Annotated in this window: 24 protein-coding genes; 6 read left to right on the top strand and 18 right to left on the bottom strand. The window is 73.0% G+C overall.

Annotation, left to right across the window (positions count from 1 at the left end):
* Positions 1–26: 26 nt before the first annotated feature.
* Positions 27–884, bottom strand: coding sequence for a menaquinone biosynthetic enzyme MqnA/MqnD family protein (locus Sdi02f_RS07330; protein ID WP_030401681.1), 858 nt, complete (start codon positions 882–884; stop codon positions 27–29).
* A gap of 292 nt (positions 885–1,176) precedes the next feature.
* Here Sdi02f_RS07330 and Sdi02f_RS07325 point away from each other — a divergent pair, with 292 nt between their 5' ends.
* Both Sdi02f_RS07325 and Sdi02f_RS07320 read left to right on the top strand, forming a co-directional pair.
* Complete coding sequence (locus tag Sdi02f_RS07325; RefSeq protein ID WP_004984723.1) at positions 1,177–1,380, top strand: cold-shock protein; 204 nt, start codon at positions 1,177–1,179, stop codon at positions 1,378–1,380.
* A 144-nt stretch (positions 1,381–1,524) separates the two neighbouring features.
* Complete coding sequence (locus Sdi02f_RS07320) at positions 1,525–2,172, top strand: class I SAM-dependent DNA methyltransferase (RefSeq protein ID WP_108932971.1); 648 nt, start codon at positions 1,525–1,527, stop codon at positions 2,170–2,172.
* Here the strand turns inward: Sdi02f_RS07320 and Sdi02f_RS07315 are convergent.
* Positions 2,156–4,114: an AMP-dependent synthetase/ligase gene (locus tag Sdi02f_RS07315; RefSeq protein ID WP_030401679.1), complete on the bottom strand. Its 1,959-nt coding sequence runs from the start codon at positions 4,112–4,114 to the stop codon at positions 2,156–2,158. The genes Sdi02f_RS07320 and Sdi02f_RS07315 overlap by 17 nt on opposite strands.
* 223 nt (positions 4,115–4,337) lie before the next feature.
* Positions 4,338–5,624, bottom strand: a complete 1,287-nt coding sequence (locus Sdi02f_RS07310) for an acetyl-CoA C-acetyltransferase (RefSeq protein ID WP_108932970.1) — start codon at positions 5,622–5,624, stop codon at positions 4,338–4,340.
* A 137-nt stretch (positions 5,625–5,761) separates the two neighbouring features.
* Here Sdi02f_RS07310 and Sdi02f_RS07305 point away from each other — a divergent pair, with 137 nt between their 5' ends.
* Together Sdi02f_RS07305 and Sdi02f_RS07300 are read left to right on the top strand one after the other, a co-directional pair.
* Positions 5,762–7,054, top strand: coding sequence for a 3-oxoacyl-ACP reductase (locus Sdi02f_RS07305; protein ID WP_031083435.1), 1,293 nt, complete (start codon positions 5,762–5,764; stop codon positions 7,052–7,054).
* Entirely contained in the window at positions 7,054–7,932 is an 879-nt protein-coding gene (locus tag Sdi02f_RS07300; protein WP_108932969.1) for a MaoC/PaaZ C-terminal domain-containing protein, read from the top strand. Before Sdi02f_RS07305 ends, Sdi02f_RS07300 begins: the two co-directional genes overlap by 1 nt.
* On the opposite strand, the gene Sdi02f_RS07295 is transcribed toward Sdi02f_RS07300, so the two are convergent.
* The 11 genes from Sdi02f_RS07295 to Sdi02f_RS07250 form a co-directional block, all read right to left on the bottom strand.
* A complete protein-coding gene (locus tag Sdi02f_RS07295) occupies positions 7,920–8,648 on the bottom strand; it encodes a TetR/AcrR family transcriptional regulator (protein WP_053638128.1) in 729 nt (242 codons plus the stop codon). The two genes, Sdi02f_RS07300 and Sdi02f_RS07295, sit on opposite strands and share 13 nt — an antisense overlap.
* A 60-nt stretch (positions 8,649–8,708) precedes the next feature.
* Complete coding sequence (locus Sdi02f_RS07290; protein WP_031083441.1) at positions 8,709–10,076, bottom strand: dicarboxylate/amino acid:cation symporter; 1,368 nt, start codon at positions 10,074–10,076, stop codon at positions 8,709–8,711.
* A 79-nt stretch (positions 10,077–10,155) separates the two neighbouring features.
* The gene (locus tag Sdi02f_RS36825; protein ID WP_324603977.1) at positions 10,156–10,257 is read right to left on the bottom strand and encodes a putative leader peptide; all 102 of its coding nucleotides are present in this window, start codon (positions 10,255–10,257) and stop codon (positions 10,156–10,158) included.
* A gap of 140 nt (positions 10,258–10,397) precedes the next feature.
* Positions 10,398–10,697 (bottom strand): DUF4229 domain-containing protein, encoded by a 300-nt coding sequence (locus tag Sdi02f_RS07285; RefSeq protein ID WP_030401673.1) that lies wholly within the window; start codon positions 10,695–10,697, stop codon positions 10,398–10,400.
* A gap of 99 nt (positions 10,698–10,796) precedes the next feature.
* Positions 10,797–11,321 (bottom strand): GNAT family N-acetyltransferase, encoded by a 525-nt coding sequence (locus tag Sdi02f_RS07280; protein ID WP_108932968.1) that lies wholly within the window; start codon positions 11,319–11,321, stop codon positions 10,797–10,799.
* 16 nt (positions 11,322–11,337) lie between these two features.
* On the bottom strand, positions 11,338–11,979 hold the full coding sequence (locus tag Sdi02f_RS07275; protein ID WP_031185231.1) for a UdgX family uracil-DNA binding protein: 642 nt from the start codon (positions 11,977–11,979) through the stop codon (positions 11,338–11,340).
* Between the two features lie 198 nt (positions 11,980–12,177).
* Positions 12,178–13,341 (bottom strand): aminofutalosine synthase MqnE, encoded by a 1,164-nt coding sequence (mqnE, locus tag Sdi02f_RS07270; protein WP_108932967.1) that lies wholly within the window; start codon positions 13,339–13,341, stop codon positions 12,178–12,180.
* A gap of 47 nt (positions 13,342–13,388) precedes the next feature.
* Positions 13,389–13,844 carry an Lrp/AsnC family transcriptional regulator gene (locus Sdi02f_RS07265; RefSeq protein ID WP_030401669.1) on the bottom strand — a complete coding sequence of 152 codons (456 nt, stop codon included), beginning with the start codon at positions 13,842–13,844 and terminating at the stop codon, positions 13,389–13,391.
* Between the two features lie 92 nt (positions 13,845–13,936).
* Positions 13,937–14,587: a UbiX family flavin prenyltransferase gene (locus Sdi02f_RS07260; protein WP_031083445.1), complete on the bottom strand. Its 651-nt coding sequence runs from the start codon at positions 14,585–14,587 to the stop codon at positions 13,937–13,939.
* Positions 14,588–14,642: 55 nt separating this feature from the next.
* Positions 14,643–15,548, bottom strand: a complete 906-nt coding sequence (gene mqnP, locus Sdi02f_RS07255; protein ID WP_108932966.1) for a menaquinone biosynthesis prenyltransferase MqnP — start codon at positions 15,546–15,548, stop codon at positions 14,643–14,645.
* Positions 15,545–17,002 carry a menaquinone biosynthesis decarboxylase gene (locus Sdi02f_RS07250; protein WP_030401666.1) on the bottom strand — a complete coding sequence of 486 codons (1,458 nt, stop codon included), beginning with the start codon at positions 17,000–17,002 and terminating at the stop codon, positions 15,545–15,547. Before Sdi02f_RS07250 ends, mqnP begins: the two co-directional genes overlap by 4 nt.
* A gap of 90 nt (positions 17,003–17,092) precedes the next feature.
* Between Sdi02f_RS07250 and Sdi02f_RS07245 the strand changes: the two genes are divergently transcribed.
* Positions 17,093–17,398, top strand: coding sequence for a PLD nuclease N-terminal domain-containing protein (locus tag Sdi02f_RS07245; protein WP_108932965.1), 306 nt, complete (start codon positions 17,093–17,095; stop codon positions 17,396–17,398).
* Between the two features lie 14 nt (positions 17,399–17,412).
* Here Sdi02f_RS07245 and Sdi02f_RS07240 read toward each other — a convergent pair whose 3' ends face one another.
* The 3 genes from Sdi02f_RS07240 to Sdi02f_RS07230 all read right to left on the bottom strand — a co-directional run bounded on the left by Sdi02f_RS07240 (position 17,413) and on the right by Sdi02f_RS07230 (position 21,641).
* A complete protein-coding gene (locus Sdi02f_RS07240) occupies positions 17,413–19,290 on the bottom strand; it encodes a serine/threonine-protein kinase (protein WP_108932964.1) in 1,878 nt (625 codons plus the stop codon).
* 127 nt (positions 19,291–19,417) lie between these two features.
* Positions 19,418–21,175: a protein kinase domain-containing protein gene (locus Sdi02f_RS07235; RefSeq protein ID WP_108932963.1), complete on the bottom strand. Its 1,758-nt coding sequence runs from the start codon at positions 21,173–21,175 to the stop codon at positions 19,418–19,420.
* A 58-nt stretch (positions 21,176–21,233) separates the two neighbouring features.
* Positions 21,234–21,641: a VOC family protein gene (locus Sdi02f_RS07230; RefSeq protein WP_030401662.1), complete on the bottom strand. Its 408-nt coding sequence runs from the start codon at positions 21,639–21,641 to the stop codon at positions 21,234–21,236.
* Positions 21,642–21,728: 87 nt separating this feature from the next.
* On the opposite strand from Sdi02f_RS07230, the gene Sdi02f_RS07225 reads away from it, so the two are divergent.
* Complete coding sequence (locus Sdi02f_RS07225) at positions 21,729–22,736, top strand: helix-turn-helix transcriptional regulator (protein WP_030401661.1); 1,008 nt, start codon at positions 21,729–21,731, stop codon at positions 22,734–22,736.
* Positions 22,737–22,811: 75 nt separating this feature from the next.
* Here Sdi02f_RS07225 and Sdi02f_RS07220 read toward each other — a convergent pair whose 3' ends face one another.
* Complete coding sequence (locus Sdi02f_RS07220) at positions 22,812–24,689, bottom strand: serine/threonine-protein kinase (protein WP_108932962.1); 1,878 nt, start codon at positions 24,687–24,689, stop codon at positions 22,812–22,814.
* Between the last annotated feature and the right edge of the window lie 173 nt (positions 24,690–24,862).

The following is a 24,862-nucleotide window of genomic DNA, read 5'->3' as shown; positions in this document are numbered from 1 at the left end:
CCGCCCGGGCCGGGACCCCGGTCGTGTCAGGGCCGCAGGGGCTGGAGCAGCTCGACCTTCACGTCCGCCGGGAAGCCCGTGGTGGGGCCGACGCGGCGGGCGAACTCGGTGACCGCCTCCAGCTGCGGGCCGCCGAAGCGGAAGTCGAGCGTGGTGAAGTACTTGGCGAGGGTCTCCTCGTCGAAGGCCTCCCAGCGCGCGGCCTGCTCGGCGACCTTGTCCACCTCTTCCAGGGAGAGGTCGCGGGAGGAGAGGAAGGCCTCGTGCACCTTGCGGGCGATGACCGGCTCGCGCTCCGCGTAGTCCCGCCGGGCCGCCCAGACCGCGAAGACGAACGGCAGACCCGTCCACTCCTTCCACAGGGCACCCAGGTCGTGCACCTGGAGGCCGTAGCGCGGGCCGTCGATCATGTTGGCGCGCAGGGCCGCGTCCCCGATGAGGACGGCCGCGTCGGCCTCCTGCATCATCAGGCTCAGGTCCGGGGGGCAGGTGTAGTAGTCCGGCTGTACGCCGAACCGTTCCGCCAGGAGGAGCTGGGCGAGCCGGACGGACGTGCGCGAGGTCGAGCCCAGGGCGACCCGGGCGCCGTCGAGCCGCTCCAGCGGAACCTGCGAGACGATCACGCAGGACATCACCGGGCCGTCGCAGCCGACGGCGATGTCGGGAAGGGCGACGAGGTCGTCGGCGTTCTTGAGGAATTCGACCAGGGTGACGGGACCGATGTCGAGATCACCGCGCACCAGTTGCTCGCTGAGCTTCTCCGGGGTGTCCTTCGTCAGCTCGAAGTCGAGGAGCGTCCCTGTTCTCGCGAGCCCCCAGTAGAGGGGCAGGCAGTTCAGGAACTGGATGTGGCCGACGCGCGGCCGGGTGCGAGAATTGTCCACATCGCGAGGCTAGCCCTCCCCCGGGTTCCGCCCGTCGCCGACCCCCGGCGTCAGCCGAACGGCGCACCGGTTCAAACGTTCGGGTGAAGTGATCTTGACCTCTGTTGCGCGGGGGGGCCTGCGTGCTAGGCTCACAGCAAGTTGCAGTTTGGTTTCCCTTGCAGTACAGAGCCTGCGGAGCATGTGACCGCGGGCTCTCGTCGTTCTCAGACGTATGCAGTTGTGCGACATTCAAAGTCTTCACACTTGCTGGTTCTGGAGCAGGGCAACCCTTTGAGCCCAAGGAGGGCTTATGGCTACCGGAACCGTGAAGTGGTTCAACGCCGAAAAGGGCTTTGGTTTCATCGCCCAGGAAGGCGGCGGCCCCGACGTCTTCGTCCACTACTCCGCGATCAACGCGACCGGCTTCCGGTCCCTCGAGGAGAACCAGCAGGTGTCCTTCGACGTCACGCAGGGCCCCAAGGGTCCGCAGGCGGAGAATGTCACTCCTGTCTGATTGACAGCAGTACCCAAGGAGCCCCGCGCCGGTTTCGGCGACGGGGCTCCTGCCTTGTGCGGATTCCGCCGTCCATGAATGCTCCGTGCATTCCCCGCCGGGCTTCCGGGGCCCGCTGTCAGTGGCTGCCCGTAGGGTCCCGCCATGACCGCCGACCCCGCCTTCGTGGCCACCACCAGGACCTTCTACGACGCCGTCGCCGAGGACTACCACGCCCGCTTCCGCACCGTGCTGGACGACTCCCCGCTGGACCGGGCGCTGCTGGGCGCCTTCGCCGAGCTGGTGGGACCGGAGGGCGAGGTGGCCGACCTGGGCTGCGGGCCCGGGCTGCTCACCGCGCACCTCGCCTCGCTGGGGCTGCGCGTCTTCGGCCTCGACCTGTCGGCCTCGATGCTCGCCATCGCGCGCCGCGAGAACCCGGGGCTGCGCTTCGAGCAGGGGTCCATGCTGGAGCTGGACCTGCCGGACGGCGCCCTGGCGGGGGCCGTCTCCTGGTACTCCTCGATCCACACGCCGTGGGAGCGGCTGCCGGACCTCTTCGGCGAGATCGGGCGGGTGCTGGCACCGGGCGGACACCTGTTGCTCGGCTTCCAGGCCGGCGACGAGCCCCGCCGTCACGACCGGCCGTGGGGCCACCCGGTCGCCCTGGACTTCCAACGGCGGCAGCCGGACCGGATGGCGGAGCTGCTGGAGCGGGCCGGGTTCACCGTGCTGTCGCGGACGGTGCGCGTTCAGGAGGCGGATCCGTCCGCACCGCTCCCGCAGGCCGCCTGTCTCATCGCCCGCCGCTGATCCCCGCGCCGTCCTGCCCCTCGTACAGCCCCTCCACGGCCGCCGCGAAGTCCCGCATGATCACGTCGCGGCGCAGTTTCATGGAGGGCGTCAGGTGGCCCTCCCACTCGGTGAAGTCCCTGGGCAGGATCGCGAAGCGGCGGATGGACTCCGGGCGGGAGACCAGCTTGTTGGCCTCGTCGACCGCCCGCTGGAGCACCGCGTGCACCTCCTCGTCGTCCACGAGCAGCTCGGGCGGCACCGGGTGCTTGCCGTTCATGCGGCGCCAGTGGGTGAGGCCGTCGGGGTCGAGGGTGAACAGGGCGGAGACGTAGGGGCGGCGGTCGCCCAGCACGATGCACTGGGAGATCAGGGGGTGGGAGCGCAGCCAGTTCTCCAGCGGGGCCGGGGCGACGCTCTTGCCGCCCGCGGTGATCAGCAGTTCCTTCTTGCGGCCGGTGATCGTCAGGTAGCCCTCGTCGTCCAGGCTGCCGATGTCTCCGGTGGCGAACCAGCCGTCGGGGGCGGCCGGGACGACGCCGCCGGCCTGCGGGTCCCAGTAGCCGTGCAGGACCTGCTCGCCCGAGACGAGGACCTCGCCGTCGGCGGCGATGCGGATGCGGGTGCCGGGCAGCGGCCAGCCGACGGTGCCCAGGCGCGGCTTGAGCGGGGGCGTGACGGTGGCCGCGGCGGTGGTCTCGGTGAGGCCGTAGCCCTCGAAGATCTCGATGCCGGCGCCGGCGTAGAAGGCGGCCAGGCGGCGGCCGAGGGGGGAGCCGCCGCAGATGGCGTACTTGACCCGGCCGCCCATGGCGTTGCGTATCTTCCGGTAGACCAGCGGGTCGTAGAGGGAGCGGGCGGTCCTCAGGCCGCGGCGGGGGCCGCCTCCGGTGCCGGTCTGGCGGGCCTCCTTGGCCTCGCCGTAGCGCACCGCCACCGAGACCGCGCGGTCGAAGGCCGGGGCCCGGCCGCCGGACTCGGCCTTGGCGCGGGCGCTGTTGAAGACCTTCTCCAGCATGTACGGGATGGTCAGCAGGCAGGTCGGGCGGAAGGCCGCCAGGTCGGGCAGCAGGTCCTGGGGCTTCAGGCTCGGCGCGTGGCCCAGGCGCACCCGGGCACGGACGCAGGCCACGGCGACCATGCGGCCGAAGACGTGGGACATCGGGAGGAAGAGCAGGATCGAGGGCTCCTCGCCGGTCTCCGCCTTGAAGACGGGGTAGAGCAGCTCGATCGCGTTGTCGACCTCGGCGAAGAAGTTGCCGTGGGTGAGCGCGCAGCCCTTGGGACGGCCGGTGGTGCCCGAGGTGTAGATCAGGGTGGCCAGGGTGCTCGGGCCGAGCATGCCGCGACGCACCTCCACCTCCGCGTCGGGCACCCGTGCGCCCAGCTCCGCGAGCCGCTCCACGTGGCCCTTCTCCATGACCCACAGGTGCTTGAGGTCGGGTATGCGGTCCAGCTCGGGGCCGAGGGCGGCGGCCTGCGCGGTGGTCTCGGTGACCAGGGTGACGGCGCCGGAGTCCTGGAGGATCCAGCGGGTCTGGAAGAGGGAGGAGGTCGGGTAGACCGGGACGGTGACCAGCCCCGCGGCCCAGGCGGCGAAGTCCAGCAGCGTCCACTCGTAGGTCGTCCGCGCCATGATCGCGACCCGGTCGCCCGGCGCCAGCCCTTCCGCGATCATGCCCTTGGCGACCGCCAGCACCTGCCCGGCGAACTCGGCCGCCGTCACGTCGGACCAGTCCCCCTCCGGTGAGCGGCGGCTGAGGACGACCTGTCCCGGGACGGCCGCCGCGTTGTCGAAGGGCAGGTCCGCGAGGGATCCGCGGCGCACCGGGGGCGCGAACGGCGGTACGTACGCCTCCCGTACGGCCCCGTCCAGCTTCCGCGTCTCGGGCGCCACGAGGGTGGGGCCGGGCGCGTCGGCGTAGGCGGCGGACGGGGCGAAGGAGGGAAGCGGGGTGGACACGGGCGGCTCCTGGGACGTGCGGCAAAGACACCGCTCCTGCGGTCGCTGCTCTGCTGCATGACGTACGTGCCTCGGGTGCCGAGGCGTTCACCGCCGGTTCCGCGGGCAGGGGTTACCGACGGTCAGTCCCGGGATCGTACGGCGTCCGCGTGGGGACTTGGTGCGCGTTCGGGGACGGTCCCGGGCCGGACCTGTGCAGTGTTGGGGGTTACCTGAGGGTAAGTCACGTTCGTTCCAGTATGGCCGTGACGCCCTGACCGCCCGCCGCGCAGACGGAGATCAGGCCGCGCCCCGGTCCCTCCCGCTCGGCGAGCAGGGTGGCCAGGGTCGCCACGATCCGGGCGCCGGTCGCGGCGAAGGGGTGACCGGTGGCGAGGGAGGAGCCTACCACGTTCAGGCGGGCCCGGTCCACCGGTTCCAGGCCGCGCTTCTCCCAGGCGGCCAGCGTGGCCAGCACCTGGGAGGCGAACGCCTCGTGGATCTCGACGAGGTCGAAGTCCCCCATCCCGAGACCGGCCCGCTCCAGCATCCGCGGGACCGCGTACGCCGGGGCCATCAGCAGCCCGTCCTCGCCGCCCGCGACGTCCCCGCCGGCGAAGTCCACGGCCGCCGTCTCGTACGCCGTGAGGTAGGCGAGGGGTTCGACGCCCCGGGCCCGCGCCCACTCCTCGCTCGCCAGCAGCACGGTGGCGGCGCCGTCGGTCAGGGGCGTGGAGTTGCCCGCCGTCATCGTGGGGTCCGGGGCGTCGAGGCCGAACACCGGCCGGAGCGCGGCCAGTTTCTCCACCGTCGAGCCGGGGCGCAGGTTCTGGTCGCGCGCCAGGCCCCGGAAGGGGACCACCAGGTCCTGGAAGAAACCGCGTTCGTAGGCGGCGGCCAGCCGCTGGTGGCTCGCGGCGGCCAGCGCGTCCTGGTCCTCACGGGTGATGCCCCAGGCGCGCGCGGTGACCGCGGCGTGCTCGCCCATCGACAGGCCGGTGCGCGGCTCGGCGTTGCGCGGGATGTCGGGGACCAGGTGTCCCGGGCGGATCCTCGCCAGTGCCTTCAGCCGCGCACCGGCGGTCTTCGCCCGGCGGGCCTCCAGCAGGATGCGGCGCAGGCGGTCGTTGACGCCGAGCGGGGCGTCGCTCGCGGTGTCGGCGCCGCCCGCGACCGCCGACTCGGTCTGGCCGAGGGCGATCTTGTTGGCGGCGGCGATCACGGCCTGGAGCCCGGTGCCGCAGGCCTGCTGGATGTCGTAGGCGGGGGTGCGCGGGTCGAGGGCCGAACCGAGGACCGTCTCGCGGGCGAGGTTGAAGTCGCGGCTGTGCTTGAGGACCGCGCCGGCCACGAACTCGCCGACCGCGCCCGGCTCCTGGAGGCCGTGCCGCTCGACCAGCGCGTCGAGGGCCGCGGTGAGCATCTCCTGGTTGGAGGCGGTGGCGTAGGGCCCGTCGGAACGGGCGAAGGGGACGCGTGCGCCGCCGAGGACCGCGACGCGGCGCGCGGGCTGCGCTGCCAGAGGGCTCATCTCGACCTGCTCCTCACCCGTGACATAGGCTTACCTCCGGTAACCTTACTCCAGAGTAAGCAGTTGTGGGCACGGCGTGCGCGGGGAGCGCCCACGACCGGCCTCTGGACCACGTCGCAGCCGCCTGGGAGACAGACATGGCCGACCGCTATCTCAGCTTCACCGGCACCGCACCCGGCCGTTTCCTCACCCGCCGGCTGGGTCTGCCCCAACCCGCCGAGCTGCGGCGGGACGCGCTCGACGGCGGACTGCTCCATCTCACGGCCGGGAAGTCCGACCTCGACCTCGCGCCGGTCCTGGCCCGCACCGGCCTCCCCGCCGACGTGAACGGCCGCCCCGCCGCCGTCGTCCTCGACGCCACCGGCGTACGCGACGTCGCCGCGCTCGCCGACGTGCACGCCGCCCTGCACCCCGTCGCAGGGTCCGTCGCCGCGAGCGGCCGCGTGGTCGTGCTCGGCGCCCCGCTCGCCGCCGACGACCACCACCAGGCCGCCGCCCAGCAGGCGTTGGAGGGGTTCACCCGCTCGCTGGGCAAGGAGATCGGGCGGGGCAGGACGGTCAACCTCGTACGGCTCACCGAGGCGGCCCCCGCCGAGTCCACCCTCCGCTTCCTCCTCTCCCCCGCCTCCGCCTACGTCAGCGGCCAGGTCATCGAGGTCGGGACGACCGGTGGGGAGCAGGAACCCGACGACGGGGACCTGCCCCTCGCCGGGCGCACCGCCCTGGTCACCGGAGCCGCCCGGGGCATCGGCGCCGCCGTCGCCGAGACGCTGGCCGGGCAGGGCGCCCAGGTCGTCGTCCTCGACGTGCCGCAGGCCGAGGACGCGGCCCGCCGCGCCGCCGAACGCCTGGGCGGCACCGCCCTCGCGCTCGACATCACCGCCGCCGACGCGGGCGAGCGCATCGCCGAGGCCCTGCCCGGCGGACTCGACGTCCTCGTCCACAACGCGGGCATCACCCGCGACCGGCGCCTGGTCAACATGCCCGCCGAACGCTGGAGTTCCGTCCTCGACGTCAACCTCGCCGGCGTCCTGCGCACCACCGACGCGCTGCTCGCCGCGGGCGCGGTCAACCGGGGCGGACGGATCGTGGCGACGGCCTCCATCGCCGGGCTCGCCGGCAACGCGGGACAGACCAACTACGGCGCCAGCAAGGCGGGCATCGTCGGCCTGGTCCGCTCGCTCGCGCCGCGCGCGCTCGACGAGCACGGGGTGACGGTGAACGCGGTGGCACCCGGGTTCATCGAGACGAAGATGACGGCGGCGGTACCGCTCCTCATCCGCGAGGCCGGCCGCCGCATGAACTCCCTCGCCCAGGGCGGCCTGCCCGTCGACGTCGCCCGGACCACCGCCTGGCTCGCCCACCCGGCCTCCGGAGCGGTCAACGGCCAGGTCGTACGGGTCTGCGGCCAGAGCCTGTTGGGGGCCTGATGACCACGGCGGCCCCCACCACCCGCACCCTGACCGGCGTCCCCGCGCTCCCCCCGCTCCTCGCCCGCGGCGCGCTCCTGTCGCCCCTCAAGCGGCCCCGCCCGGACGCGGACTTCCCCCGCACCCGGCTGGTCCTGCCCCACCTGCGCGTGGACCTCGCGCGTCTTTCGGCGTACGAGCGGGTGTGCGGGTTCGCGACCGGCGCGGACGCGCTTCCGGTGACCTATCCGCACGTGCTGGGGTTCCCGCTGGCCATGCGCCTGATGAGCGCCCGGGACTTCCCGCTGCCCCTGCTCGGGCTCGTCCACACCTCCCTCGACATCACCCGGCACGCCGCCATGCCCGCGCACGCCGCCTACCGGCTCGCGGTGCACGTCGAGGGACTCGCCCCGCACCGGCGGGGCACCGAGGCGACGGTGGTCACGGAGGCGCGCGCCGGCGCCGACCTCGTGTGGGAGTCGCGCAGCACCTACCTGGCCCGGCACCGCACCGACGCCGCCGACCGCACCTCCGAAGCCCCGTCCGGTCCTCGCGACCCCCTCCCCGCCCGCGCCGAGTGGCGGCTCGCCGGGGACGTCGGACGCCGCTACGGTGCCGCGTCCGGGGACCGCAACCCGATCCACCTGCACCCGCTCACCGCCCGCACGTTCGGCTTCCCGCGGGCCGTCGCGCACGGCATGTGGACCGTGGCCCGGTGCCTGGCCGAGCACGGGACACCGGACGCGGCCGTGGTGCGGGCGGAGTTCCGGGCACCGGTGCTGCTGCCGGGGACGGTGGCGTACGGCGCCGAGGAGGGCACGTGCGGGCGGTTCGAACTGCGCGGCGCCCGCGACGGGCGGCTGCACGTCCGGGGAGAGGTCGGGCCCTACCCGGCCTGAACCGGGACCGCCCCGCCCGGCGCCTTGCCCGGCTCCGGCGCGGGCTCCTCCGGCGGGGACTCCTCCGCCTCGGGCTCCTCCGGCGCGGCCCACGGGCGGCCCGCCATCAGGTCGCCCAGACCGGCCCAGGCGAAGTTCATCAGGGTCGCCGCCGCCTGCTTGGCGGTGACCCCCTCGGTGGCGCCCGCCCAGTCGGCGAGCGACTCGGCGGCGCCGACCAGCGCCTCGGCCAGCCCGGCGACCTCGCCCTCGGCCAGATGCGGGTCCCGGTGCGCGTCCCGCGCCGCGGCGGCGATCAGGTGGGTCACGAAGGCGACGATCTCCTCGCGCATCGCCGCGACCTCGGCGGCGAACCGCTCGCCGTGCGTACGGGCGTGCAGATGCAGCATCCGCCAGGCGTCCGGATGACGCGCGGTGTGGGTGAAGAACGCCCGCAGCCCCGACCAGAGTTGCCCGTCGGCGGACAGCCCCGGACGCACCCCGGCCCGCACCGCCTCGGTGAGGGCGCGGGCCTCGCGGCCGATGCAGGCGCTGAAGAGGTCGTCCTTCGAGTTCAGGTACAGGTACACCAGCGGCTTGGACACGCCCGCCAGTTCGGCGATCTCGTCCATCGACGCCGCCATGTACCCGCGCCGGCCGAAGACGCCCACGGCGGCGTCCAGCATCTGCTGCTCACGGACCGCACGCGGCATCCGCTTGGTCTTCCCTGCACCCATGCGGTTCAGCGTACGGTCCGTGCGGCCGTGTCCCGGACGCCGACGCCCGGGACCCGGTGGTCAGGCGGCGACCGGGACCGGCTCCGCGTCCTGCTTGTCCCGGTCCGGCTCGTCGATCGGCGAGGCGTGCGCCTGGTCGTACGCCTCGCGGTCGAGCAGCCCCTCGCGGGCGGAGACGATCACCGGAACGAGCGCCTGGCCCGCAACGTTCGTCGCCGTGCGCATCATGTCCAGGATCGGGTCGATGGCGAGGAGGAGGCCGACGCCCTCCATGGGCAGGCCCAGGGTGGAGAGGGTCAGGGTGAGCATGACCGTGGCGCCGGTGAGGCCGGCCGTGGCGGCGGAGCCGACCACCGAGACGAAGGCGATCAGCAGGTAGTCGCCGACCCCGAGGTCGATGCCGAAGATCTGCGCGACGAAGATCGCGGCGATCGCCGGGTAGATCGCGGCGCAGCCGTCCATCTTGGTCGTCGCGCCGAACGGCACGGCGAAGGAGGCGTACTCCTTCGGGACGCCGAGGCGCTCGGTGACCTTCTGGGTCAGCGGCATGGTGCCGACCGAGGAGCGGGAGACGAAGGCCAGCTGGATGGCGGGCCAGGCGCCCTTGAAGAACTGGAGCGGGCTGGCCTTGGCGACGGTGGCGAGCAGCGCCGGGTAGACCACGAACAGCACGATCGCGCAGCCGACGTAGATGTCGGCGGTGAAGGTGGCGTACTTGCCGATGAGGTCCCAGCCGTAGGTGGCGATGGCCTTGCCGATGAGGCCGACGGTGCCGAGCGGGGCGAGGCGGATGACCCACCACAGGGCCTTCTGGAGGAGTTCGAGGACGGACTCGCTCAGGTTGAGGATCGGCTGGGCCCGCTCGCCGAGCTGGAGGGCGGCGATGCCGGCGACGGCGGCCATGAAGACGATCTGCAGGACGTTCAGCTCGGTGAACGGCGTGATGACGTCGGTCGGCACGATGCCGGTCAGGAAGTCGATCCAGGAACCGGTGTGCTCGGGCCGGGCGCCGTCGGCCGGGGTGAGGCCGGTGCCGGAGCCGGGGTTGGTGACCAGGCCGATGACGAGGCCGATGGCCACCGCGATCAGCGACGTGATCATGAACCAGAGGAGGGTGCGGGTCGCCAGGCGGGCCGCGTTGTTGACCTTCCGCAGGTTGGTGATCGAGACGAGGATCGCGAAGAAGACCAGCGGGGCGACGGCCAGCTTCAGCAGGCCGATGAAGGTGTCACCGACCTTCTCCAGGGTGGTGACGAGCCAGGATATGTCCTGGCTGCGGGCCAGCCAGCCCAGCAGGACACCGAGGACGAGGCCGGCGAGTATCTGGGCCCAGAAGGGGACCTTGAGGTACTTCGGGAGCTTCGGGGACTTGGCGGGCTGCGTGGGCTTCGCGGCGGAAGACGCAGAGGACTCTGAGGACACGGACATGCTCCGTAGGGGACGGCACGCGGGACGGGGTGCGGGATGCGCTGAGCTGACGTGGGAACGACTGGATGAGGGGGGAACGTCAGGGGCGACAGTTCGCGGACGCGTTCCGGCAGAGGTCCACGTGCAGGCGCGCCACGAGCGCGAGGCGCTGCGGTGTGAGGGGCGCGGCTGCTTGCTTCATGCGCACGACTTTAACACCAGCGCTTTGAGACACTCAAAGCCATACTTTGAGAGGTCGGGGCGGGACCCCGCCCTCAGAACCCAAAGCGCCCCGGTTTCCGGTGAATTCGGAAGCCGGGGCGTGCGGGTGCGTGACGGACGTTACGAGGTCTGGCCCTGGGCCCGTGCGGCGTCGTCGGCGCTGTCCTCCTGGCCGCGGTTGGCCTCCAGGTTGGCCTTCATGCGGGTGACCCGGCCCGCGACCTGCTCCGAGGCCCGGTCCCGCTCCTTGCGCAGCGCGACGTAGCTGATGGGGGCGGAGACCAGCAGGGAGAGCAGGAGGATCCACATGCCGTTGGAGTCGCCGAGGCCGCGTGGGAACACTCCGGCGTAGACGAGCCCCCAGACGACCACGAGGCAGCCTGCGAAGATCCCGAGGCGCATCAGCGTGTAGCGGAGCATCTCAATCCACTCTTCCGTTTCTGGCACAAAGAGGCACTGTCCAGTGAAACATGCCGTGCCGCCGGTCCTGCAGGGGGGTCGGCCGGGACCGGCCGGGGGTCACCCGAGGGGCAGCAGCAGGAAGACGTCGTCCCGGTCGTCGCCGGGGGCGACCCGGATGGCGCCGGGGACGCGGCCGACCTCCTTGTAGCCGCAGGACTCGTAGAACCGCTCCAGGCCGAGCCCGCCCCGGCAGGTGAGCCGGATCGCCTCGATGCCCTCGCAGGTGCGGGCGGCCTCCGCGGCGGCGCCCATCAGGTCCCGGCCGTAGCCGCGGCCCTGGTGGCGCGGGTGGACCATGACCGTGTAGAGCCACAGCCAGTGCCGCATCAGCCGGTGGGTGTTGAGGGCGAGGAAGGCGGTGGCGGCCACTCGCCCCTCCTCGTCGTGACCGACGAGCAGCCGGGTACGCCCCTCGGCCATGCCCACCAGGTGTCTGACCAGCTCGGGGCGGATGTCCTCGCGCGTCACGGGCGGTACGAAGCCCACGGAGCCGCCGGCGTTGGAGACGTCGGTCCACAGGTCGAGGACGCCGTCGCGGAGGTCGCGGGTGAGGGGCGGATCGAAAGTGAAAGTAAGGGACACCGACCCATAGTAGCTATTACCCGATTTCCCGTGCGGCGATTTTCAGGTCGGAGACCAGCCCCTGGTACGCCCCGTCCCGGTCGTCGGCCCGCAGGACGGCCGAAGGGTGCACGGTCGGCACGAGCCGCTGCGGACGCCCGTGGATCTCCTCCTCCAGCACCGTGCCGCGCACCCGCGTGACCCGGAACGACGAGCCGAGCAGCGCCTTGCCCGCCGTGGCGCCCAGCACCACGATCAGCTCGGGCGCCACCCGGTCCAGTTCGGCGGCCAGCCAGGGACCGCAGGCCGCCGTCTCGCGCAGGGTGGGCGCCTTGTGGATACGGCGCTTGCGGGGTTCGGCCCGCGTGAACTTGAAGTGCTTGACGGCGTTGGTGACGTAGGCGTCCGCCGGGTCGATGCCGGCGTCCGCGAGCGCCCGGTCGAGGAGCCTGCCGGCGGGGCCGACGAAGGGCTTGCCCTGGCGGTCCTCCTGGTCGCCGGGCTGCTCGCCGACGAGCATGACGCGGGCGGTGGCCTCGCCGGCGCCGAAGACGGTCCGGGTGGCGTCCCGGTGCAGGGGGCAGCCGCGACATCCGGCTGCCGCCTCGCGCAGGGCGGGAAGGCCGCCGCGCCGTGGAACGAAGGGTTCGGCGGTGTAGGCGTCCTCGGTACCGGCCATGCGGTGCGGGTACCCGCCGTTCTCCTGCGGACCCGTGCCGGGTGCGGGTCGCAGGTGGCCGGTCGCGCAGTGCCCCGCGGCCCTTCGGGACGCGACCTCGCGCCTGCCGGCACGGCACCGGGACGGTCCCGTGTCAGGTGCGCGGGGAGCCGCGCGACCGGCCCCCCGCGCACCCGGACCCGGGCGACAGCCGGAGACTCACACCCGCATCGGCTGCGGCGCCTCCCGGCGCGCCGGGTCGGGACCCTCGTACTCCCGGAGGATCTCGTACCGCGTGTTGCGCTCGACCGGCCGGAACCCCGCGTCGCGGATGAGGTCCAGCAGGTCCTCCCGCGTCAGCTTGTTCGGCGTGCCGAAGTCGTCCGCGTCGTGCGTGATCTTGTACTCGACGACCGAGCCGTCCATGTCGTCCGCGCCGTGCTGCAGGGCGAGCTGGGCGGTCTGGACGCCGTGCATGACCCAGAAGACCTTGACGTGCGGGACGTTGTCGAACAGGAGACGCGAGACCGCGAAGGTCTTCAGGGCCTCCGCGCCGGTCGCCATCTGCGTACGCGCCTGGAGGCGGTTGCGGATCTTGCCGTCCTTCATGTCCACGAAGTCGTGCTGGTAGCGCAGCGGGATGAAGACCTGGAAGCCGCCCGTCTCGTCCTGCAGCTCACGCAGGCGCAGCACGTGGTCCACGCGGTGGCGCGGCTCCTCGATGTGGCCGTAGAGCATGGTGCACGGGGTCTTCAGGCCCTTCTCGTGGGCCAGGCGGTGGATGCGGGACCAGTCCTCCCAGTGGGTGCGGTGGTCGACGATGTGCTGCCGCACCTCCCAGTCGAAGATCTCCGCGCCGCCGCCGGTCAGGGACTCCAGACCGGCGTCGATCAGTTCGTCGAGGATGTCGGAGGCGGACATCCCGGAGATGGTCTCGAAGTGGTGGATCTCCGTCGCCGTGAAGGCCTTGAGCGCGACGTCCGGCAGCGCGGCCTTCAGTTCGCGCAGCGAGCGCGGGTAGTAGCGCCACGGCAGGTTGGGGTGCAGGCCGTTGACGATGTGCAGCTCGGTGAGGTTCTCGCCCTCCATCTCCTTGGCGAGCTTCACCGCCTCCTCGATGCGCATCGTGTACGCGTCCTTCTCCCCCGGCTTGCGCTGGAAGGAGCAGTACGCGCAGGAGGCGGTGCACACGTTGGTCATGTTGAGGTGGCGGTTGACGTTGAAGTGGACCACGTCGCCGTTCTTCCGCGTCCGCACCTCGTGCGCGAGGCCGCCGAGCCAGGCGAGATCGTCCGACTCGTACAGCGCGATGCCGTCCTCGCGGGTCACCCGCTCTCCGGAGCGGACCTTCTGCTCCAGCTCGCGCTTGAGCCCGGCGTCCATGCGATACCTCTTTCTGAGACAGACGGACCAACCGTACGCCTCGGTGACTAGACCTCTTCGGGCAGCTCGCCCACCCGGTTCTCCCACTTGGTGGAGAGAACGATGGTGGTGCGGGTCCGGGACACGCCCTTCGTGCCCGACAGCCGCCGGATGATGCTCTCCAGGCCGTCCACGTCGGCGGCGCGCACCTTGAGCATGTAGGAGTCGTCGCCGGCGATGAACCAGCAGTCCTCGATCTCCCGCAGCTCCTTGAGGCGCTGGGCCACGTCCTCGTGGTCGGCGGCGTCGGAGAGCGAGACGCCGATCAGGGCGGTGACGCCGAGGCCGAGCGAGGCGGCGTCGACGGTGGCCCGGTAGCCGGTGATGACACCGGCCGCCTCCAGCCGGTTGATGCGGTCGGTGACGCTGGGGCCCGAGAGTCCGACCAGGCGCCCCAGCTCCGCGTAGGAGGCCCGGCCGTTCTCCCTCAAAGCCTGGATGAGCTGCCTGTCCACCGCGTCCATGCGATCGAAGCCTTCCACTGAAGAGTTCTGAAGATGTGAGTAACAAACGGGTGAGTCACGAGCATGTGGGGGAAGTGGTGCTGCGGCGGCGCTCAGCCGGTGGGGCGGGCCCCGCCGAGGTCGCCGCGCCAGCGGCGGTAGAGGCCGTGCCCGACGCCCGCCGCGTCGAGGACGCGTCCGGCGACGAAGTCCACCAGGTCCTGGATGTGCGTCGCCCCGGCGTAGAAGGCGGGGGAGGCGGGCACGACGCTCGCGCCGGCGTCGTCCAGGGTCACCAGGTGCCGCAGCGTCCGGCCGTCCAGCGGGGTCTCCCGTACGGCCACGACGAGCCTGCGCCCTTCCTTGAGCGTCACGCTCGCGGTGCGCTGGAGCAGGTCCTTCGACAGCCCGAGGGCGACGCCCGCGACACAGGCCGTCGACGCGGGCACGATGATCATGCCCTTCGTCCGGTACGACCCCGAGGACGGCCCGGCCGCGAGGTCGCCCGCGCTCCAGTGCCGTACGCCGGAGACGTCCGCGTCGAACGTGTCCGGCTTGCCGTCGGCTCCGCGGGCCAGCCACTCACGCAGGTCCTGCTGCCAGTGGGCGTCGCGGAAGGAGATGCCGGTCTCGTCGAGCAGGGTGAGCCGCGAGGCCCGGCTGACCACCAGGTCGACGCTCTCACCGGCGGCGAGCAGCGCACGCAGCACGGCGGCGGCGTACGGGGTGCCGGACGCCCCGGACACCCCCACGATCCAAGGCACGCGCTGCGTCTGTCCTGGGTTCATGGTGTCGAGCCTAGTCGTAGGCTCAGGGTTTTCAGACCGTGAGGCCCCGCACCAGCAGATCCAGCAGCGCGCACACGAACAGCGCGATGCCGATGAAGCCGTTGACCGAGAAGAACGCCCTGTTGAGGCGGGTCAGGTCGGTGGGGCGGACGAGGGTGTGCTCGTAGACGAAGGCGCCCGCGACGATCACCAGGCCGAGCCAGAAGAAGGCGCCGGCGTCGGTGGCGAGGGCGTACCAGACGAACAGGGCCGTGGTGAGCGTGTGGCAGGCGCGGGCGCTCCAGATGGCGGCCGGGACGCCGAAGCGGGCCGGGACGGACTTCACGCCGACCTGCCGGTCGGTCTCGATGTCCTGGCAGGCGTAGATCAGGTCGAAGCCGCCGATCCAGATGCCGACCGCGAGGCCGAGGATCACCGCCTCCCAGGACCACTCGCCGGTGATCGCCAGCCAGCCGCCGATCGGGCCCATGGCCTGGGCGAGGCCGAGGATGGCCTGGGGGAAGTTCGTGAACCGCTTGCCGTACGGGTAGACCACCATCGGCACGACGGCCACCGGGGCGAGGGCCAGACAGAGGGGGTTGAGCAGGGCCGCGGCGCCGAGGAAGACGACCAGGGCGATCAGCGCGCCGGTCCAGGCGTGCCTGACCGACATGGCGCCGGTGACCAGTTCGCGGTGGGCGGTGCGGGGGTTGCGGGCGTCGATCTCGCGGTCGATGATCCGGTTGACCGCCATCGCGAAGGTGCGCAGGCCCACCATGGCGATCGTGACCAGGAGCAGCCGGCCCCAGTGGATGTTCCCGTCCCACAGGAACATCGCGGTCAGCGCGGCGATGTAGGCGAAGGGCAGCGCGAACACCGAGTGTTCGATCATCACCAGGCGCAAGAAGGCCTTGGTGCGCCCCGGCTGCCGGGGCAGGGCGGCGGAAGCCGACGTCACAGTCCGTACTCCTTCCAGCGGCGGTCGACCTTCGCCGCCGTATCCGGGTCGGACAGCACCATGTCCGGCCAGCCCCCGTCGCGGGTGTACCCCTCCTCGGGCAGCTTCTTCGTCGCGTCGATGCCCGCCTTGCCGCCCCAGAACTGCTGGTAGGAGGCGTGGTCGAGGTGGTCGACCGGGCCTTCGACGACGGTGAGGTCGCGGGCGTAGTCGGTGTTGCCGAGCGCCCGCCAGGCGACCTCGTGCAGGTCGTGGACGTCGCAGTCGGAGTCGACGACCACGATCAGCTTGGTCAGGGACATCATGTGCGCGCCCCAGATGGCGTGCATGACCTTCTGCGCGTGCTTGGGGTACTTCTTGTCGATCGAGACGATCGCGCAGTTGTGGAAGCCGCCGGCCTCGGGGAGGTGGTAGTCCACGATGTCCGGGACGATGATCTTGAGGAGCGGGAGGAAGAAGCGCTCCGTGGCCCGGCCGAGGGGGCCGTCCTCCGTCGGCGGGCGGCCGACCACGATCGACTGGAGCAGCGGGCGCTTCCGCATCGTCACGCAGTCGATCCTCAGGGCGGGGAAGGGCTCCTGCGGGGTGTAGAAGCCGGTGTGGTCGCCGAAGGGGCCCTCGGGGAGCATCTCGCCCGGCTCCAGCCAGCCCTCGACGACCACCTCCGCCTGTGCGGGGACCTGGAGCGGGACCGTCTTGCAGTCGACCATCTCGATGCGCTTGCCCTGCAGGAACCCGGCGAACAGGTACTCGTCGATGTCGCCGGGGAGCGGGGCGGTGGAGGCGTAGGTCACGGCGGGCGGGCAGCCGAAGGCGATCGCGACCGGCAGGCGCTCACCGCGGCGGGCGGCGACCTGGTAGTGGTTGCGGCTGTCCTTGTGGATCTGCCAGTGCATGCCGATGGTGCGCTTGTCGTGGCGCTGGAGGCGGTAGAGGCCGAGGTTGCGGATGCCCGTCTCCGGGTCCTTGGTGTGGGTCAGGCCCAGGTTGAAGAAGGAGCCGCCGTCGTCCGGCCAGGTGAAGAGGGCGGGGAGGCGCTCCAGGTCCACGTCGTCCCCGGTGAGGACGACCTCCTGGACGGGCGCGCTGCCCGGCTTCACCTTCTTCGGCGGTACGTGCGTCATCGAGCCGAGCTTGCCGAAGGCCTCGCGCACGCCGACGAAGCCCTGGGGCAGCTCGGGCTTGAGCAGCCCGCCGATCTTGTCCGAGATGTCGGAGTACGACGTGAGACCGAGGGCCTTGAGCAGGCGGCGGTCGGTGCCGAAGACGTTCATCGCCAGCGGCAGGTCGGAGCCCTTCACGTTCTCGAAGAGCAGCGCCGGGCCGCCGGCCTTGTTGACCCGGTCGACGATCTCCCCGATCTCCAGGTACGGGTCCACCTCGGCCTTGATGCGCTTGAGGTCGCCCTCGCGCTCCAGTGCCCTGAGCAGGGAACGAAGATCGTCGTAAGCCATGCCGTCCAGTATCCCCGAGCGGCTACCCTGGCCCTGTACCTGGGGGCCGTGACGCGTCCCCTACCCCTCGCTTCCCGCTGGAGAGGCCCCATGCTCCGGGTGCTGATGTTCCTCGTGCCACTGGCCTTGAGCGTCTACGCGTTCATCGACTGCATCAGCACGAAGGACGCCGACATCCGCCACATGCCCAAGCCGCTGTGGGCGATCCTCGTGCTGCTCTTCCCGCTGGTCGGATCCCTCTCCTGGATCATCGCCGGCAAGAAGCGGCAGCCCGCCGGCTCCTCCCCCCGGCAGGGCGGCGGGCGGCGCCAGTGGGTGGCGCCGGACGACAACCCCGAGTTCCTGAAGTCCCTGGAGAAGGACGACGAGAAGGACGGAGACAAGGACAAGGACTAGGGCTGGGGCTGGGGCTAGGACCTGGTCCAGCTCTGGGACGCCGAGCCGGAGCAGGCCCGGCGCATGATCATGCCGCTCGGGGAGGCGTGCTCCAGGCACAGGTCGTGGTTCGTGAGGATCACGGTGCCGCCCGAACCCAGGCGCCACTCCTGGGCGTTGTCCGCGCCGCAGGTCGCGCTGTGCATCGAGCCGTAGCCGGACAGGCAGGTGCCGGACGCCTGGTGGACGATGCGGTACGTGCCCGACGAGACGCTCCGCAGGCTCCAGCGGGCGGTCGCGGCACCGCACCCGCCGCCGGAGACGTTGCCGTACGAAGCGGTGTCCGAGGCGACGAGGCACTGGCCGCTCGACGCGTTGCGCAGGGTGACACCGCCCGTCGCGGGAGCCTTGGTCCCTGATCCCGTGCCGGACGAGGAGTCGTCCGCGCGACCGCCACCGTCGCCGCTGCCGTCACCGCTGCCGGAGTCGACGGCGCCCGGCCCCCTTCCGCCCCCGGCGTCCGGACCGCCGGCGCCCTTCCCGTCCTCCGCGTCGGCCGCACCGGGGGCGGTCGCCGACTCCTGCCCCTCCGGCTTCGGCTTCTTCGACGGGGAGGAGGACGCGCTGGTGGACGCGGACGGCTTCGCCGAGCCCGGGTCGGCGGATCCCGTGGGGGTCGCGGGTGCGGAGACCGTGACGGAGGCGGAAGGTCCGGGCCCCGCGGCGTCGTCGGCGTCGGTGACGTGGGGCAGGAGCTGGAAGGCGAGGGTTCCTCCCGCGACGACGACCACGACGGGCACGAAGACGGGCAGGACGCGGTTGCGGCGGCGCTCCTTGCGGGGCTTGTCGGGCTTGGCCCCGGCGGCGGGCTCGGGCTTGCGTGCCACCACGGGCTCGGGATCCCGGGCCGGCTCGGGATCCGGCGTCGCGCCCGGTGCCGTCGGTGCCGTCGTGGGCGCCGGCGGCGGCAGGTCGGCGGGATCGGGGGTGCGTGCCGCGAAGGCGGCGCGTTCGGCCAGCCGCTCGGTCACGTCGTCCGGCCACAGCGGGGGTTCGAAGGGTCCGTGGCGCTCGGCCGCGTCGAGCAGTTCGGCGGCGGTGGGGCGGCCCTCGTGGTCCTTGTCCAGGCAGGACGCGACCACGTCGGCGAGTTCGGGATCCAGGTCCCTGAGCGGCCCGAGGTCGGGCTCCTCGTGCACGATCCGGTACAGCACGGCGTGCCCCGACTCGTCCCCGAACGGCGGACGGCCCGACGCCGCGTACGCGAGCACGGACCCCAGCGCGAAGACGTCGACCACGCCACTGGACGCCCGCTTCCCGGAAGCCTGCTCGGGCGACATGTAGGCGGGCGTGCCCACCACCATGCCCGTGCGCGTCAACTCGCTCTGGTCGACGGCCCGGGCGACGCCGAAGTCGATGAGGGTGAGCCCGTCGAGGGTCAGCATCACGTTGGACGGCTTCAGGTCCCGGTGCACCATGTCCAGCGCGTGCACCGCCGCCAGCCCCCTGGCGGCCTCCCGCAGGACCAGCCACAGCGCCCGGGCGGGCAGCGGACCGTGCAGGTCGACGGCCTCGCGCAGGGTGATGCCGGGCACGTAGGCGGTGGCGAACCACGGCGGCCGGGCCTGCCCGTCCCCCACGAGCAGGGGCGCCGTCGCCTCCGCGGGCAGCCGGGCGAGGTTGGCCAGCTCGTGTCCGAAGCGGCGCAGGAACTCCTTGTCCTCGCCGGCGACGGACGGCAGGACCTGCTTGACGGCCGCGTACCGGCCCTCGTGGACGCCGAGATAGACCCGGCCCATGCCGCCGGCGCCCAGGCGGCCCAGCAGCGGGACCGGTCCGATCCTGCGCGGGTCGTCGTCCTCCAACGGCTCGGCGCCACTGCCCGTGAGGCCGGATCCGGCTTCCCCGTTCAACTCTCTCCCCGTTCGCCGGGTCCGCGCGCTCCGTGCGGGAGCTGCGGCCACTCCTCGGAAGCTACATCTTTAGCACGGCCGCCCCAACTGCTGCGCCACGGAACGCTGATGAGCGGCCGTCACCCGTTCAGGCGAGCCGCGCGACCAGCGCCGGGGCGAGGGCCCGGTCGAAGGCCCGTACGTCGCGCACGGCGCCGGGGAAGAAGTCGCGGGGCTGTCCGCCGTAGGAGGCCCGGCCGATGATGAAGGCGCCGGTGGCGGGGGCGGGGCCGGTGTCCTCGACCTCCGCCTCCTGGACGCCGTTGACGTACAGGCTCAGCCTGCGGCCGGGGCCGTCGCAGACGCCGGTCAGGTGGGTCCACACGTGCGCGGCGGGCGCCGTACGGCCGACGGCGCGCAGGCCGGGGCGGGAGAACGCCCAGCCCTGGTCCTCGCCGGAGTACTGGAGGTAGAAGCCGCTGGCGTCGGCGCTGTCCTGGCTGACGGCGGTGGCGAAGGTGCCCGGCACGACGGAGAGGCGGACCCAGGCGGCGACGGTGAAACTGCGGCCCGCGCCGGTCTTCAGCACGGGGCCGTCGGTCACGATCTGACTGCCGGTCCCGTCGAAGAGGGCGGCGGAGTCCTGCCAGGCGACGCCGGTCGCGGTGCCGTCGTGGCCGCCCGCGGTGTCCCGCGCGACCTGGCCCGCGCCCTCGTCGAGCGGCCAGTGCCCGACCGGCCGCGGGGGCCGCGGTGCCGCGGCGGAGGGTGAGGGCGACGGTGCGGGCGCGGAGCCCTCCCCGGGGTCCGCGCCGGCCGGGCGGTTGAGCCAGAACCCGGTCCCGACGCCCAGGGCGGCGAGCGCGCCCGCGCCGGAGAGCAGGAAGGTGCGCCGGCTGCGGCGGCCGGCGCCCCCGGCCGGCGCCGGGCGCGGGTCCGCCGGTGCGGGCGTCGGCACGACCGCGGTGTCGACCCGGGTCCGCGGAGCGGCCGGGGGTGCGGCGGGCGGCGGGACGATCCGGGTGGGCACGGCGTCCGCGCGGGTCGGGCGGACGGCCGGCGTCCACTGGTGGGCGTGCGGCAGGGCCGTCGCGCTCTCGCCGCCCAGCGGGCCGATCCGGGCGAGGATCTCGCGCGGGGCGGGACGGCGGGCCGGGTCCTTGGCGAGGCAGTCGGCGATCAGGGACCGCAGGGCCGGGTCGGCGACGGCGTCCACGTCGGGGGCGTGGTGCACGACGCGGTAGAGCAGCGCGGGCGTGGGACCGGCGCCGAAGGGGTTGGCGCCGGTCGCCGCGAAGGCCAGTACCGTGCCCAGGCAGAACACGTCGCTGGCCCAGGTGACCTCGTCCCCGTTGACCTGCTCGGGGGACATGAAGCCCGGGGAGCCCGCCATGTGCCCGCTGCCGGTGAGGGAGTCGGCGTCGACGCTGCGGGCGATGCCGAAGTCGATGACGCGCGGCCCGTCCTCGGCGAGCAGCACGTTGGAGGGCTTGAGGTCGCGGTGGACGAGGTGGGCGGCGTGGATGGACACCAGCGCCTCGGCCAGCCCGGCGGCCAGCGTGAGCACCGCCTGCGGTTCGAACGGCCCGCCTTCGGCCACCGCCTGGTCCAGCGACGGTCCGGCGATGTAGCTGGTGACCAGCCAGGGCAGCGGCGCGTCCGGGTCGGCGTCGACGACGGGCGCGGTGAAGGCGCCGCTGACCATGCGGGCCGCCCGCACCTCGCGACGGAAGCGGTCGCGGAACTCCGGCCTGCGCAGCAGCTCGGCGTGGACCACCTTGACCGCGACGAGCCGTCCTCCCGGGGACCGGCCGAGGAAGACCCGGCCCATGCCGCCCACGCCCAGCCGGCCCAGCAGCCGGTACTCCCCGACGGAGCGCGGGTCGTCCGGCTCCAGCGCTGACACAGATCCCTCCCGGCGTGCGGTACTCGCCCCTGCGGGCGGGTCCAGCATAGGGGGGCCGTCAGCGGGCGACGCCGGCGAACTTCTCGACGGCGGCCGGGGTGACCGGGGTGAAGAAGTTGACCAGGTTGCCGTCGGGGTCGCGGAAGAGGAGCGCGCGGTTGCCCCAGGGCATGGTCGTGGGTTCCTTCACGAAGTCCGCGACGAACCCGGTCAGGTTCCGGTGCACGGCGTCCACGTCGTCGACGAGGAACTCGATGATCACGCTGCGGTTGTCGGCGGGGCGGGCGGAGCCGGGGGCGAACAGCGGCACGGTGCGGGTGCTGCCGATCGCGAGCGTGCCGGAGGGGGTGCGCAGTTCGGCGAAGTCCTCGGTGGCCCAGGTCGCGTGCAGGCCGGTGGCGCGCTCGTAGAAGGCGACGAGGCGGGCGACGTCGTCCGTGATGACGCGGATCGAGACGAGATTCATCGGTTCACTCCTGTTCGGTGCCGTCCCTTCGCACGCTAGGCGCGATACCGGTCACTTTCCGGCCGGTACCGGCGGCAGACTTGGGGCATGTCCCGTCCCGTGTCCCGTGTGCTCACCCTGCTCGAACTGCTCCAGGCGGGCGGAGTGCGGACCGTGGCCGAACTCGCCGACCGGCTCGGCGTCGGCGAGCGCACGGTGCGCCGGTACGTCGGCCACCTCGTCGACCTCGACGTCCCCGTGGAGTCGGTGCGCGGCCGCTACGGCGGCTACCGGCTCGCCCCCGGCCACCGCATGCCCCCGCTGATGCTGAGCGACGACGAGGCGCTGGCCGTCCTGCTGGGCCTGGTCGCCGGGCGGCGGACCGGGATCACGGCGGCGGCGGGCACGGCGGGCGAGACGGCGGCGGCGAAGATCCGGCGGGTGCTGCCGGAGCGGCTGCGCCGGCGTCTGGACGCGGTGCTCGACTCCCTCACCTTCACGACCGCTCCGGCCGAGGCCGCCGCGCCCGAGGCCGCCGTCCTGCTCCCGGTCGCCGACGCGGTGCGCCATCACCGGCCGGTGTCGGTGCGGTACACCGGCGGCAGCGGCCGGGGCGGCGAACGGACCCTGTACCCGTACGGGCTCGTCGCGCACCGGGGCCGGTGGTACGTGACGGGCAGGGACCTCTCGGTCGCCGCGGACCGCACGTTCCGCCTCGACCGCATCGCCTCCGCGCGGGTGCTGCCGGGCACGTTCGAGCCGCCGCCGGGGCCCGGTCCGGCGGAGCGGGTGCTGACGGCGCTGGCCACCGCTCCCCACCGGCACGAGGTGACGGTACGGGTGCGGGGGACGGCCGGGGAGGTCCGCGCCCTGCTGCCGGGCAGCGTGGCGGTCGTGGCCGCCGAGGCGGACGGGGGCGGCACCGCGCCCGGCGGCGGGGCCGGGCCCTGGTGCCGGGTGGACATCCGCGCCGAGCGCCTGGACTGGCTGCCGGGACTGCTCGCGTCGCTGGGCCGCCCGTTCGTCGTGGAGCGGCCGGACGAGCTGCGCGACCTCGTCGCGGACCTCGCGGACCTGCTCAGGGACGCGGCGCGGCACCGGCCGGCGGCGGAGTGACCGGCCCGGCCGCGCCCTCGGTGACCGGACGTCCCGTACGTCCCCGTGTCCGAGCCCCCGTGTCCTCCTCTGTCCCTAGAGCCGCGTCCAGCGTTGGGCGGCCGTTCCCGGCTCGCAGGGCTGGGAGGTGATGTTGCCGCCGAATCCCAGGGCCAGACAGCCGTCGTTGAAGACGCTCTTCAGGGTGGATCCGGAGCCCGGGATCCACAGCCGTGCCCCGAGGTAGTCGGTGCAGTCCTGGGTGACCACGTTCTGGCCGATCATGTTGGCGCTCAGACAGACGCCGGCCGACTGGCTGACGATCTTCACGGCGCCGTCGGCCCCGTCGCGGAACGTCCAGGCCGCGGCCGGGCCCCCGCAGGAACCGAACTGCACCCACCCGCCGGCGCCGATCACCAGGCACTTGCCGTTCTCCCCGTTCTTCAGGGCGAACGTGCCGGACGAGGGGGTACCGCCGTCCTTGGAGCCGCCGCCGGTGGACGGGCCGCCCGTCCCGGACGATCCCCCGGAACCGGACCCGGCCCCGGACCCGGAACCGGACGAGTCCCCGGCGCTGCCGGAGTCGCCGGACGAGTCGCCGCCCGCGCCCGCGCGCCCGGAGCCCCCGTTCCGCGTGGTGCCCGCGCCTCCGGCTCGGTCGGCGCCCCCTCCGCCGTCACCCTCGGTGCCGTCCGCCCCGGCGCCGTTGCCGTCGTCCTCGCCCCTGCCCTTGCCGGTGTCCTGGTCCGTCCCGCTCTTCGACGGTGACGGGCTCGGGGACGGCCTGCCGGACGCCGAGGACGACGCCGAGGGCGAGGACGGTCCCGTCGGGTCCGGGGCCGCCGAGGCGGACGGGGTCGGAGGGGTGCCCGCCTCGGCCCTGTCGGGGCCGGAGGCGTACGGCAGGAGCTGGAAGGCGAGGGTCGCGCCGGTCGCCACCACGATCGGGACGACGCCGAGGAAGACACGGTTACGGCGCCGGTGGCCACGCCGTTCGGGCACCGGGCCGCCCGTCGCGGCCGGCTCGGGTTCGGGCTCGGGCAGGTCCGCCGCCTCCGGCAACGTGCCGACGAAGGCGGCGCGTTCGGCCAGCGGTTCGGTGACGGCCCGCGGCCACAGCAGGGGTTCGTAGGGTCCGTGGCGCTCGGCCGCGTCGAGCAGTTCGGCGGCGGTGGGGCGGCCCTCGTGGTCCTTGTCCAGGCAGGACGCGACCAGGCCGGCGAGTTCGGGATCGAGGTCCCTGAGCGGCCCGAGGTCGGGCTCCTCGTGCACGATCCGGTACAGCACGGCGTGCCCCGACTCGTCCCCGAACGGCGGACGGCCCGACGCCGCGTACGCGAGCACGGACCCCAGCGCGAAGACGTCGACGACCCCGCTGGACGCCCACTTCCCCGAGGCCTGCTCGGGCGACATGTAGGCGGGCGTGCCCACCACCATGCCCGTGCGCGTCAGCTGGCTCTGCTCCGCCGCCCGCGCCACCCCGAAGTCGATGAGGGTCAGGCCCTCCAGGGTCAGCATCACGTTGGACGGCTTCAGGTCCCGGTGCACCATGTCCAGCGCGTGCACCGCCGCCAGCCCCCTGGCGGCCTCCCGCAGGACCAGCCACAGCGCCCGGGCGGGCAGCGGACCGCCGTGGGCCTCCAACGCCTCGGTCAGGGTGATGCCGGGCACGTAGGCGGTGGCGAACCACGGCGGCCGGGCCTCCCTGTCCCCCACGAGCAGGGGCGCCGTCGCCTCCGTGGGTAAGCGGGCGAGGTTGTCCAGCTCGTGTCCGAACCGGCGCAGGAAGTCCTCGTCCTCGGCGACGACCGAGGGCAGGAGTTGTTTGACGGCCGCGTACCGGCCCTCGTGGACGCCGAGATAGACCCGGCCCATGCCGCCGGAGCCGAGGCGTCCGATCAGCGGGACGGGGCCGATCCACCGCGGGTCCCCGTCCTCCAGCGGCTCCGCTCCGCTGCCCTCCAGCTTCAACACGTCAGCCCCGTCTCCCCGTTGTCCCGACGACCGGGGCCCGCGGCCCGCCCGCTCCCCTCCGAAGTCCGGGCGGACGCGCGTGTCCCGCAGGAGTCAGTCTGAGTCAGACGGGCATAGGATTGGAAGGAACTTCTAGAAAATAGTTCTAGAAACCGGAAGGCCACGAGCACCGC

This window comes from Streptomyces ardesiacus, from assembly GCF_003112575.1.
Classification (GTDB): Bacteria; Actinomycetota; Actinomycetes; order Streptomycetales; family Streptomycetaceae; genus Streptomyces; species Streptomyces ardesiacus.
Note: the sequence above shows the minus strand (reverse complement) of the source record. Positions and strands in the feature narration are given on the sequence as shown.

Coding starts and splice junctions, on each gene's coding strand:
- mqnE (WP_108932967.1), bottom strand. CDS start 13,341: ATGGACGCCGGGCTCAAGCGCGAGCTGGAGCAGAAGGTCCGCTCCGGA.
- Sdi02f_RS07275 (WP_031185231.1), bottom strand. CDS start 11,979: ATGGCCGGTACCGAGGACGCCTACACCGCCGAACCCTTCGTTCCACGG.
- Sdi02f_RS07320 (WP_108932971.1), top strand. CDS start 1,525: ATGACCGCCGACCCCGCCTTCGTGGCCACCACCAGGACCTTCTACGAC.
- Sdi02f_RS07250 (WP_030401666.1), bottom strand. CDS start 17,002: ATGGCTTACGACGATCTTCGTTCCCTGCTCAGGGCACTGGAGCGCGAG.
- Sdi02f_RS07295 (WP_053638128.1), bottom strand. CDS start 8,648: ATGGGTGCAGGGAAGACCAAGCGGATGCCGCGTGCGGTCCGTGAGCAG.
- Sdi02f_RS07305 (WP_031083435.1), top strand. CDS start 5,762: ATGGCCGACCGCTATCTCAGCTTCACCGGCACCGCACCCGGCCGTTTC.
- Sdi02f_RS07310 (WP_108932970.1), bottom strand. CDS start 5,624: ATGAGCCCTCTGGCAGCGCAGCCCGCGCGCCGCGTCGCGGTCCTCGGC.
- Sdi02f_RS07230 (WP_030401662.1), bottom strand. CDS start 21,641: ATGAATCTCGTCTCGATCCGCGTCATCACGGACGACGTCGCCCGCCTC.
- Sdi02f_RS07225 (WP_030401661.1), top strand. CDS start 21,729: ATGTCCCGTCCCGTGTCCCGTGTGCTCACCCTGCTCGAACTGCTCCAG.
- Sdi02f_RS07290 (WP_031083441.1), bottom strand. CDS start 10,076: ATGTCCGTGTCCTCAGAGTCCTCTGCGTCTTCCGCCGCGAAGCCCACG.
- Sdi02f_RS07265 (WP_030401669.1), bottom strand. CDS start 13,844: ATGGACGCGGTGGACAGGCAGCTCATCCAGGCTTTGAGGGAGAACGGC.
- Sdi02f_RS07245 (WP_108932965.1), top strand. CDS start 17,093: ATGCTCCGGGTGCTGATGTTCCTCGTGCCACTGGCCTTGAGCGTCTAC.
- Sdi02f_RS36825 (WP_324603977.1), bottom strand. CDS start 10,257: ATGAAGCAAGCAGCCGCGCCCCTCACACCGCAGCGCCTCGCGCTCGTG.
- Sdi02f_RS07285 (WP_030401673.1), bottom strand. CDS start 10,697: ATGCTCCGCTACACGCTGATGCGCCTCGGGATCTTCGCAGGCTGCCTC.
- Sdi02f_RS07325 (WP_004984723.1), top strand. CDS start 1,177: ATGGCTACCGGAACCGTGAAGTGGTTCAACGCCGAAAAGGGCTTTGGT.
- Sdi02f_RS07300 (WP_108932969.1), top strand. CDS start 7,054: ATGACCACGGCGGCCCCCACCACCCGCACCCTGACCGGCGTCCCCGCG.